This is a genomic window from Stenotrophomonas sp. 82F1, from assembly GCF_056861525.1.
This window is the reverse complement of sequence record NZ_JBSPUD010000034.1, coordinates 24,014-34,237: the sequence shown is the minus strand read 5'-3', so window position 1 is coordinate 34,237 and position 10,224 is coordinate 24,014. Positions and strand designations below refer to the sequence as shown.

10 protein-coding genes are annotated in these 10,224 nt (G+C 66.7%); 7 read left to right on the top strand and 3 right to left on the bottom strand.

Going from position 1 to position 10,224, the window contains the following annotated elements; genetic code table 11:
* Nucleotides 1–405: 405 nt before the first annotated feature.
* From recQ to AC13GI_RS20960, 5 genes are all read left to right on the top strand, one after another.
* The gene (recQ, locus tag AC13GI_RS20980; protein ID WP_100460110.1) at nt 406–2,211 is read left to right on the top strand and encodes a DNA helicase RecQ; all 1,806 of its coding nucleotides are present in this window, start codon (nt 406–408) and stop codon (nt 2,209–2,211) included.
* A 165-nt stretch (nt 2,212–2,376) separates the two neighbouring features.
* The gene (locus AC13GI_RS20975; RefSeq protein WP_367785600.1) at nt 2,377–2,763 is read left to right on the top strand and encodes a CopL family metal-binding regulatory protein; all 387 of its coding nucleotides are present in this window, start codon (nt 2,377–2,379) and stop codon (nt 2,761–2,763) included.
* Nucleotides 2,764–2,838: 75 nt separating this feature from the next.
* Complete coding sequence (locus tag AC13GI_RS20970; RefSeq protein WP_482997253.1) at nt 2,839–4,653, top strand: copper resistance system multicopper oxidase; 1,815 nt, start codon at nt 2,839–2,841, stop codon at nt 4,651–4,653.
* Nucleotides 4,650–5,585 (top strand): copper resistance protein B, encoded by a 936-nt coding sequence (locus tag AC13GI_RS20965; protein ID WP_482997252.1) that lies wholly within the window; start codon nt 4,650–4,652, stop codon nt 5,583–5,585. The genes AC13GI_RS20970 and AC13GI_RS20965 overlap by 4 nt, the downstream gene beginning before the upstream one ends.
* Nucleotides 5,586–5,666: 81 nt before the next feature.
* Nucleotides 5,667–6,179: a GNAT family N-acetyltransferase gene (locus AC13GI_RS20960; protein ID WP_482997251.1), complete on the top strand. Its 513-nt coding sequence runs from the start codon at nt 5,667–5,669 to the stop codon at nt 6,177–6,179.
* 6 nt (nt 6,180–6,185) lie between these two features.
* Here AC13GI_RS20960 and AC13GI_RS20955 read toward each other — a convergent pair whose 3' ends face one another.
* On the bottom strand, nt 6,186–6,509 hold the full coding sequence (locus AC13GI_RS20955) for a TFIIB-type zinc ribbon-containing protein (RefSeq protein WP_025874650.1): 324 nt from the start codon (nt 6,507–6,509) through the stop codon (nt 6,186–6,188).
* A gap of 149 nt (nt 6,510–6,658) precedes the next feature.
* Here AC13GI_RS20955 and AC13GI_RS20950 point away from each other — a divergent pair, with 149 nt between their 5' ends.
* Together AC13GI_RS20950 and AC13GI_RS20945 are read left to right on the top strand one after the other, a co-directional pair.
* Nucleotides 6,659–7,426 (top strand): CPBP family glutamic-type intramembrane protease, encoded by a 768-nt coding sequence (locus tag AC13GI_RS20950; protein WP_482997250.1) that lies wholly within the window; start codon nt 6,659–6,661, stop codon nt 7,424–7,426.
* A 92-nt stretch (nt 7,427–7,518) separates the two neighbouring features.
* A complete protein-coding gene (locus AC13GI_RS20945) occupies nt 7,519–7,941 on the top strand; it encodes a response regulator (RefSeq protein WP_099818822.1) in 423 nt (140 codons plus the stop codon).
* Nucleotides 7,942–8,042: 101 nt separating this feature from the next.
* Here the strand turns inward: AC13GI_RS20945 and AC13GI_RS20940 are convergent, their stop codons facing one another.
* A complete protein-coding gene (locus tag AC13GI_RS20940) occupies nt 8,043–8,981 on the bottom strand; it encodes an alpha/beta hydrolase (protein WP_482997249.1) in 939 nt (312 codons plus the stop codon).
* 87 nt (nt 8,982–9,068) lie between these two features.
* Complete coding sequence (locus AC13GI_RS20935; protein WP_482997248.1) at nt 9,069–9,914, bottom strand: alpha/beta hydrolase; 846 nt, start codon at nt 9,912–9,914, stop codon at nt 9,069–9,071.
* Nucleotides 9,915–10,224 lie beyond the last annotated feature (310 nt).

The window sequence follows — 10,224 nt, the reverse complement described above, 5'->3', positions numbered from 1 at the left end:
CCCCTGCCACCGGCCCCACCCCGCCTTCGACAGATTTCCGCGATCTGTCGGACCATCTCTTGGGGCCGGATCCGTTTTCCGCAGGAAAACGGATCCGACCCCATTTTGTTTGTCGATATCTGACAGATTTGGTCCACGCATGGCGTGGATGGCCCCATCGCCACCGGGAAACTGTCGAAGGCGGGGCGGTGTCGGATTGCGGGGTGTCCGCGGCATGGATGCCGCGGCCAAGCCTACAGGGACGTACTTGCGGCGTCCCCGCAATCCGACACCGCCCCGCCAAACCACGGATCACCCCAGAGCCGGCTGTTGCCTTTGACGTTGACGTTGACGTTGACGTTGCTCTGGCTCATGGCAGGTGCAGGGCGCAGCCCTGCCGACTCCCCGCCGGGGTAAACTAGCCGGATGGCTTCCCGTCCCGCGCACGACCTGCTCCGCCGCGTCTTTGGTTACGACGATTTCCGTGGTCCGCAGCAGGACATCGTGGAGCATGTGGCTGCCGGTCACGATGCCCTGGTGCTGATGCCTACCGGTGGCGGCAAGTCGCTGTGCTACCAGGTGCCCGCCCTGCTGCGCGACGGCTGTGGCATCGTCATCTCGCCGCTGATCGCCTTGATGCAGGACCAGGTCGAAGCCCTGCGCCAGCTCGGCGTGCGCGCCGAGTTCCTGAACTCGACCCTGGACGCCGAAACGGCCGCCCGGGTCGAACGCGAACTGCTCGCCGGCGAGCTCGACATGCTCTATGTCGCTCCCGAGCGCCTGCTGACCGGCCGCTTCCTGTCGCTGCTGTCGCGCAGCCGGATCGCCCTGTTCGCCATCGACGAAGCCCATTGCGTGTCGCAATGGGGCCACGACTTCCGCCCCGAATACCGGCAGCTGACCGTCCTGCACGAGCGCTGGCCGGAGATTCCGCGGATCGCCCTGACCGCTACCGCCGACCCGCCGACCCAGCGCGAGATCGCCGAGCGCCTGGACCTGGCCGAAGCACGTCACTTCGTCAGCTCCTTCGACCGCCCCAACATCCGCTACACCGTGGTGCAGAAGGACAACGCCCGCAAGCAGCTGAGCGATTTCCTGCGCAGCCATCGCAGCGAGGCCGGCATCGTCTACTGCATGTCACGGCGCAAGGTGGAGGAAACTGCCGAGTTCCTGTGCACGCAGGGTTTCAACGCCCTGCCCTACCACGCCGGCCTGCCCTCGGAAGTACGTGCCAACAACCAGCGTCGGTTCCTGCGCGAAGACGGCATTGTGATGTGCGCGACCATCGCCTTCGGCATGGGCATCGACAAGCCTGACGTGCGCTTCGTCGCCCACACCGACCTGCCCAAGTCGATGGAAGGCTATTACCAGGAGACCGGCCGCGCCGGCCGCGATGGCGAGGCCGCCGAGGCCTGGCTCTGTTACGGCCTGGGAGATGTGGTGCTGCTCAAGCAGATGATCGAGCAGTCCGAGGCCAGCGAGGAGCGCAAGCAGCTCGAGCGGTCCAAGCTCGACCACCTGCTGGGCTACTGCGAATCGATGCAGTGCCGCCGCCAGGTACTGTTGGCCGGTTTCGGTGAAACCTATCCCAAGCCCTGCGGCAACTGCGACAACTGCCTGACCCCGCCGGCGGCCTGGGATGCCACCATCCCCGCGCAGAAGGCTTTGAGCTGTGTGTACCGCAGTGGCCAGCGCTTCGGCGTCGGCCACCTGATCGACGTCCTGCGTGGCAGCGAGAACGAGAAGGTCAAGCAGCAGGGCCACGACAAGCTGAGCACCTACGCCATCGGCCGCGACCTGGATGCGCGCACCTGGCGTAGCGTGTTCCGCCAGCTGGTGGCCGCCAGCCTGCTGGAAGTGGACAGCGAGGGCCATGGCGGCCTGCGCCTGACCGATGCCAGCCGCGACGTGCTGACCGGTCGCCGCCAGATCAGCATGCGCCGCGATGCGGTCAGCGCCAGTGCCGGGCGTGAACGCAGCGCGCAGCGCACCGGCCTGTCGGTGCTGCCACAGGACCTGGCCCTGTTCAATGCGCTGCGCGGCCTGCGCGCCGAGCTGGCGCGCGAGCAGAACGTACCGGCCTTCGTGATCTTCCACGACAGCACCCTGCGCAACATCGCCGAACAGCGCCCGACCTCGCTGGACGAACTGGCCCGGGTGGGCGGCATCGGCGGCACCAAGCTCAGCCGCTATGGCCCGAGGTTGGTGGAGATCGTGCGCGAGGAAGGGTAGCGCCAACCGTGCGCTGCGGCCCCTGTAGAGCCGAGCCCACGCTCGGCTGCCTTTGCCGCAGAAGCAGCCGAGCATGGGCTCGGCACTACATTGGTGCGGGTCCAACCTTGAACACACCATTCAGCATGAAGTGCATCCGGCCCCGCTTGCGGCTAAATTGACGCCATGTCCCTCGCCTCGACCCTGCTCCGTGTCGTGCTCATGCTCAGCCTGTTGCTCAACGGGCTGAACGCGGCCATGGCCAGCGGACACGAGGACATGGGCCGCATGGCCCATGCCATGACCTCAGCCATGACCGATGAGGGCGACGCGGACTGCCATCACCACGCCGGCATGACCGCCGACGAGGCGCCGCAGGCCAAGGCCCCTGCCCATGACGCGCACTGCCAGATCAAGGACTGCGTGCGCAGCTGCGCCCAGCACCCGCTGCTGGCGGTGCAGGCACTGCCGTTCCTGACGGGTCCCGGTCTCTCCTTGACCCCCCAGCCGATGCCGGCCAACGGCCGCCCGGCACCGCCGCTGCCGCCGATCTCACGCCCTCCCATCGGCTGATCCAACACGCCTCGTGCGCGCTGCGCACTGAAGCCGGCCTTGCGCTGGCGTCTTTCCGTGTTTGGAGTCACCACCATGAGTACCCGTATTCCTCCCGGCCCGGGCGCTGTGCCCATGCCGTCGCGCCGTCTTTTCGTACAGGGCATCGCCGCTGGCGGCGTGGTTGCCGGCATCGCCGCGGCCGGCGTCCCGCAGCGTGCGCTCGCCGCCGCCTCTGCCGCGCCACGACTGGCCGGCGCGCCGGCAGTCATCAGCGATACCCGCGTCGAACTGGCCATCGGCGAGTCGCTGGCCAACTTCACCGGCCGCACCCGCCCGGCGATCACCGTCAACGGCTCGCTGCCGGCACCGATCCTGCGCTGGCGCGAAGGCCAGACCGTGGACCTGTTCGTGCGCAACACGCTCGGCCAGCACCCCACCTCCATCCACTGGCACGGCATCCTGCTGCCGGCCAACATGGATGGCGTGCCCGGCCTGAGCTTCAACGGCATCGGCCCGGGCGAGACCTACCACTACCACTTCGATCTCAAGCAGTCCGGCACCTACTGGTATCACAGCCATTCGCTGTTCCAGGAACAGGCAGGGCTGTACGGTGCGCTGATCATCGACCCGGCCGAACCGGCGCCCTACCGGCATGACCGCGAGCACGTGATCATGCTGTCCGACTGGACCGACATGGATCCTGGCGCGCTGTTCCGGCGCATGAAGAAGCTCGCCGAGCACGACAACTACTACAAGCGCACCCTGCCCGACTTCCTGCGCGACGCCCGTCGCGATGGCTGGTCGGCCGCGCTGTCCGACCGCGGCATGTGGGGCCGGATGCGGATGACGCCCAGCGACATCTCCGACATCAACGCGCACACCTACACCTACCTGATGAACGGCACGGCGCCGGCCGGCAACTGGACCGGGCTGTTCCGCAGCGGCGAAAAGGTGCTGCTGCGCTTCATCAATGGCGCGTCGATGACCTACTTCGACGTGCGCATCCCCGGCCTGAAGATGACCGTGGTCGCCGCCGACGGCCAGTACATCCATCCGGTCAGCATCGACGAGTTCCGCATCGCCCCGGCCGAAACCTACGACGTACTGGTCGAACCCAGCGGCCAGGATGCCTTCACCCTCTTCTGCCAGGACATGGGCCGCACCGGCTATGCCGCCGGCACCCTCGCCGTGCGCCATGGCCTGCAGGCACCGATTCCCGCGCGCGATCCGCGCCCGTTGCTGACGATGAGCGACATGGGTCACGACATGGGCAGCGGTGGCCATGGTGGCCACGACATGGCAGCAATGAAGGGCATGGAAGGCGGCTGTGGAGCAAGCATGGGCCACGGTGCGCATGGCGGCGGCAGCGATGCCGCCAGCAAGGCGCCAAAGCATCCGGCCAGTGAGCGCAACAATCCGCTGGTGGACATGCAGAGCTCGGCCACCGAGCCGAAGCTGGACGACCCCGGCATCGGCCTGCGCGACAACGGCCGCCAGGTGCTCACCTATGGTGCGATGCGCAGCCTGTTCGACGACCCCGATGGCCGCGAGCCCGGTCGCGAGATCGAGCTGCACCTGACCGGCCACATGGAGAAGTTCTCCTGGTCGTTCGACGGCATTCCCTTCGCCGGTGCCGAGCCGCTGCGCCTGAACTACGGCGAGCGCATGCGCATCGTGCTGGTCAACGACACCATGATGCAGCACCCGATCCACCTGCATGGCGTGTGGAGCGACCTGGAAAACGCGCAGGGTGAATTCCAGGTGCGCAAGCACACCATCGACATGCCACCCGGCACGCGCCGCACCTATCGCGTGCGCGCCGATGCACTCGGTCGCTGGGCCTACCACTGCCATCTGCTGTACCACATGGAAGCCGGCATGATGCGCGAAGTGAGGATCGAAGAATGAGCCGCTCCCTGCTTGCTCCGAGCCTGTTGACCCTCGGCCTGTTGGCCGCGCTGCCCGCGTTCGCGCAGTCCCATGCCGGTCATGACATGACAGCGCCCTCGCCTGCTGCCGGTGCCACGCCAGCGGCGGCTGCCGACGTGGATCATTCGAAGATGGACCACGCGAAGATGGACCACGGCGCGATGGATCATTCGACAATGGGCCACGACACGCCCGCGCCGACCGAGCCACGCGAGCCGATCCCGGTCCCCACCGATGCAGATCGTGCAGCCGCGTTCCCACCCATCGCGCATGGTGCGATGGAGCACGCCCCGGAGATCCACAGCTTGTTGCTGATCGATCGCCTTGAGCACTGGGATGGAAAGAACGGCAACGGCCAGGCCTGGGAGGCCAGTGGCTGGATCGGCGGCAACATCAACCGCCTGTGGCTGCGCACCGATGGCGAACGCAGCCAGGGCCGCACGGAATCCTCGGGCGTGGAAGCACTGTACGGGCGTGCCATTTCGCCGTGGTGGGACGTGCTGGTCGGTGTACGCCAGGACTTCCGCCCCGCCGATTCACGCACCTGGGCGGCGATCGGCATCCAGGGGTTGGCGCCGTACAAGTTCGAAAGCTCGGCCACGCTGTATGCCGGTTCCGGTGGCCAGCTGATGGCCAAGGCCGAGATCGAATACGACGTGTTGTTGACCAACCGGTTGATCCTGCAGCCCCTGCTGGAAGCGACCGTGGCCAGCAAGGATGAACCCGAGTACGGCATCGGCCGCGGCCTCAACAAGGTCGAAGCCGGCCTGCGCCTGCGCTACGAGCTCAACCGCCGATTCGCGCCGTACATCGGCATCAGCCACGAGCGCGCCTTCGGCGATACCGCCGACTATGCAGGCGACCATGCACGCGATACGCGCTGGGTCGCCGGCATCCGCATGTGGTTCTGAGCAGCCGATCATGAGCAGCAGCCAGCCCCGGCAACCGCCGGGGCCGGCTACACTGCCGCACGTTCCATTGCAGGCTGCACCATGTCGTTGCATATCCGCCGCGCTACCCTGGCCGACGTCGACGCCCTGTCGGCGATCGCCATTGCCACCTATACCGAAACCTGGGGCGATTCCTATCCGCCGCAGGACCTGCACCGCTTCCTGCAGGATCACTACGGCGTCGAGCCACAGCGAGCGGAACTGTCGGACCCGCGCAGCGCGGTGTGGCTGTTGCTGGAGGGTGAAACGGTGGTGGGCTATCTGGCCGCCGGTGCCAGCACCCTGCCGCATGCGGACGCGCGCGATGGCGACGTCGAACTGAAGCGTCTGTACATCCTGGCCAGCCACCAGAACGGCGGCCACGGCGCGCGCCTGATGGATGCCTTCATGGCCTGGCTGGACCAGCCACAGCGCCGCACCCTGTGGGTGGGCGTGTGGGAAGAGAACTTCGGCGCGCAGCGCTTCTACGCGCGCTACGGCTGCAGCAAGGCCGGCGAGTACGACTTCATCGTCGGCGACAGCCGCGACCGCGAATTCATCCTGCGCCGACCCTGAGCGACCTCAGAAATCGAACAGCTCGGAGAGGAAGCTCTCCTTCTTCTTTTTCTTGTAGCCCTGGCTGTACTGGCCACGGTTGTCATCATGGCGCTGGCCGAGATGGCGGGTATCGCGGTGCATCACCGGCGGCGGCGCGGCCTGCGGTTGCACAGGCGCGGGCCCTGGCGGCGGCATGGCGGCACCTGCACCGTCGGTGGCGCGCTCGATGATCTTGTCCAGTTCGCCACGATCCAGCCATACACCCCGGCAGCTCGGGCAGTAGTCGATCTCGATGCCATGGCGCTCGGCCATCTGCAGGGTCTGGGTCTTGCACACGGGGCACAGCATTCGCATTGCTCCTGTCGGTCTGGCCTCGACTGTACCTGCGTGCGGATGACTGTGCGGCAACGCATGACCGATGGCACAGGGACTTCCGGCGCGTGCCGCCCCATCCCCCGCCCTGCAGACTGCCCGCTCCCCCGCTGCAAGGAATGCAGATGACTGCCAGCGACTCGATTCCCACCGGCATGCGCCTGTTGCTGGTGCTGCTGGGCGTTGGCCTCGGCCTGAACGTGCGTGACATCAGTGCCGCGCTGGGAGCTCCGATTACCGCCCTGCCCATGCCCTACGGTGGCAGCCTGCTGGACAACGCGCTGGCGGTGCTGGTCGCACTGCTGCTGGCCACGCTGCTGCGCCCCCGCGGAGTGGGCCTGCTGGCCAGCCTCGGCCTGCGCGGAAACGGCATGCGTGGCCCGTTGTGGGTGCTGCTGGCCAGCCTGCCGTGCTGGCTGGGGCTGGCCCTGCTGGGGACGCCCAACACGGCGCTGACGACGCTGGACGCCACGATGCTGGCCGTGCTGTTCCCGTTCGCCGAGGAAGTGCTGTTCCGCGGCCTCGGCTTCGTGCTGTTTGTGAAGATCGTGCGCGGCCCCTGGCCGTTGCTCGCACTGCCGCAGGCCCTGCTGTTCGGCTGGGTGCATTGGCTCGGGTTCGGCGGCGTCGACGGCGGCGGCACCGCCCTGTTCGTCGGCGCGGTCATCGCCTTCGGCGGATTCATCTTCGCCTGGCTGAACCATCTGGACGGCGACACCCTGTGGTGCGGTCTGGTGCTGCACGTGTCGATGAACCTGGCCTGGAATGTGTTCAGCCTCGACGACACAGTTGCATTGGGCTGGCAGGCCACCAGCCTGCGCATCGGCACTGCACTGCTGGCGGTTGCGGCACTGGCCTGGCACGTCCGCCGCCAGCGCAGCAATCCGCTGTAACGCCTACTTAGCCGATCCTGCACACGGGGCTCACTGGGGGCTTGCGCATACTTGCGCGCCTTCCATGCCCTGCCGTCCGGAGTTGTTGCGTCATGCTGCTGTCCAAGCGCCACGTTGAACCACGCGTCCTGTTGATCGAAGACGCCGAGGAAACCCGTGAACTGAGCCGGATGGCGCTGGAGAGCCAGGCCTGCCACGTCGCAGGCGTGAGCAGCGCCGAAGCCGCACTGGGCCTGCTGGCGGCGGGAGAGCGCTTCGACCTGATGTTCACCGACGTCAATCTCGGCCCGGTCAGTGGCATCGAGGCCGCCAACCGCGTGCGCAGCCTGTATCCCGAGCTGCCGATTCTGGTGACCTCGGGCATGGACCAGCACGCTGTGCTGCCGCAGCTGCAGGACGGCATCCACTTCCTGCCCAAGCCCTACAACATGAGCGAGCTGCTGGATGCGATCCGGTTGTGCTTCCGCCATGCGGATGTCGGCGTGTTGACCGGGGCGGATGCACAGGCAGCGTAAGGTCCCATCCACGCATGGCGTGGATCTACTGGCAGCATTTTCCGTTCACACAACGGTGCGCATCGCAGTAGATCCACGCCATGCGTGGATGGAATTGGCCGTCAACCGCCGGTATACGGTCCTTCGCCCGGAAGTACCTGCAGCAGCGCACGGGTGATCACCCGCGGATACACAGTGAGATGGTCTTCGCCATCAATCACGATGTTCTCCACCTGCAGCTTGCGGCCACCGCGCTGCAGCTGGGCAGTAAAGTCGGCGGCCTGCCGCAGCATGTCGTTGCCGGTGGAGTAGCGCGGCCCTTCCTTGACCGTCTCGTAGCTGCCCACTGACAACAGCACGCGGGTCGGCTGCGCCGGGATGACGGCGGCGTCCTGCATGCGCGGCAACAGACGCTGGTCGAACCACAGCGACGGGCTGGACAGGATGTAGGTGCTGAACATGTCCGGCTGGGTCGTCAGCACGTAAGCACCAAACAGCGCGCCATAGGAATGACCCGCAAACACGCGACGGGCGGGATCGGTGCGGTAGCGCGCATCGACCATCGGCAACACCTGCGCAGTCACAAAGTCGCGATAGTGCGCGGCACCACCGTAGGTAACATCATCGCTGTAGTAGCTGGCTGGCGTGCGCGCCGGGTTGCTGGGCGTGTAATCGCGCGAGCGGCTCTGCTTGGACGTCAGGCCCTCCTGCGGCGGCAACCCGACCAGGATGAAATCCTCGATGTTGACGCCCTGCTGCCCCACCAGGTTGCGCACGCTGCGCACCAACGGGAAGCTGTACAGCGCATCGGTCACGTACAGCACCGGGTAGCGTTTTTCAGGATGCGCGGCATAGTCGGCCGGCAGCGCCACCCAGATCGGATAATCACGACCAACAGGATCGTGCGCGCGCAGCGCTTCGGTATCCGGCAGCACCACGCCCGGCACAGCGGTGGCCGCGCTCTCCTTCGCTTCACCCTGCGCGGCCGGTGGCGCCACCGCCATCGCACAACCACTCACGGCCAGGCAGACCGCCACACTCCATCCACGCACACGCTGCATCCGTTCGCTCTCCCGTTGCGGGCGGCGCACCCAGATGGCGCCGCTACCGCATCCTCACACGCCGCGTTGCCGTACGCCAAGCCACTCTCAGGGCGAGGCCGGCGGCGGTGCCGGGAACAGCGTCCGCAGGGCCTGCAGCGCGGCGGGGTGGTAGATCGTTGCGTGGGTCTCTTCCGGCAGTGGCTGGTACTTCACCAGCGTTGCCGGTGATGCCTGCTGCAACACCGCCGCCAAGCGCGCGCTCGACGCGGCCAGTTCCGGCTGACCACTGCTGGCCAGGAACAGTCGCGCGCCACTGCGGGCAACTGACGGTAACTGCTTGCCTGCGCCAGACAGCAAAGCGCTGCGGTTCCACCACAGACTGGGATCCAGCGCGATGTAACTGTTGAACAAGGTCGGTTCCTGCAGCAGCGTCTCGACCACGAACAGGCCCGCCAGCGATTCGCCGATCAGCGCGCGCTCGTCGGTGGTCGGGTAGCGCTGGCGCACCTGCGGCATCAGTTCATCACGCAGGAAATCACGGTACGCCGCTGAGCCACCAATGCGTGGCGCGATCTTGCGATCCTCCGCCACCTTGCTGGGGCCGGTCATGTCCCGGCGGCGTTCGGTGTTTTCGATACCGACCAGCAGGAACGGACGCATGCTGCCATTGCCGGTCAGTACCTGCACCAACCCGGCCACGTGCAGGAAGTCCTCTCCGATGCCGCCGTCGGGCATGTAGAGCACCGGCAGCGGTGTCTTCGGGTCCAGCCCCCACGGCTGCGGGCGATAGACGTTGATGCGACGGGTTTCGCCCAGTGCCTTCGATTCGATGGTGAAGGTTTCGCCGATGGCCAGCGGCGAAGCGACCGCCGGCTGCGACGCCGGTTCGGCGGCCATCAGCGGCGCGGCGGAGACGGCGGACAACAACAGCGACAGTACGATCAAGCGCATTGAGGCGACCCATCCAAGGAAAGACGCCGAGCATAGCGTCCGGAGGCAAGCGTTGGCGGCTGCGACATGCCTAACATCCCTGCCGGATGCGTAGATCCACGCCATGCGTAGATGACTTGCCGTGACTCACGCCCGGGTACGGCCCGCCCATACCGCGCGTGCACCGCCACGTGTCGCGTTTGAACCGCCAAGGACGCCTCTACCGTCGCACCCGCACCGAAATGCGGTGGGTAAATAGCAACGCACAGCGAACATTGACGGCGAAAGCGAAGCCAGCTTTACACTTGCTGGATCACGACAGATGCGCCGC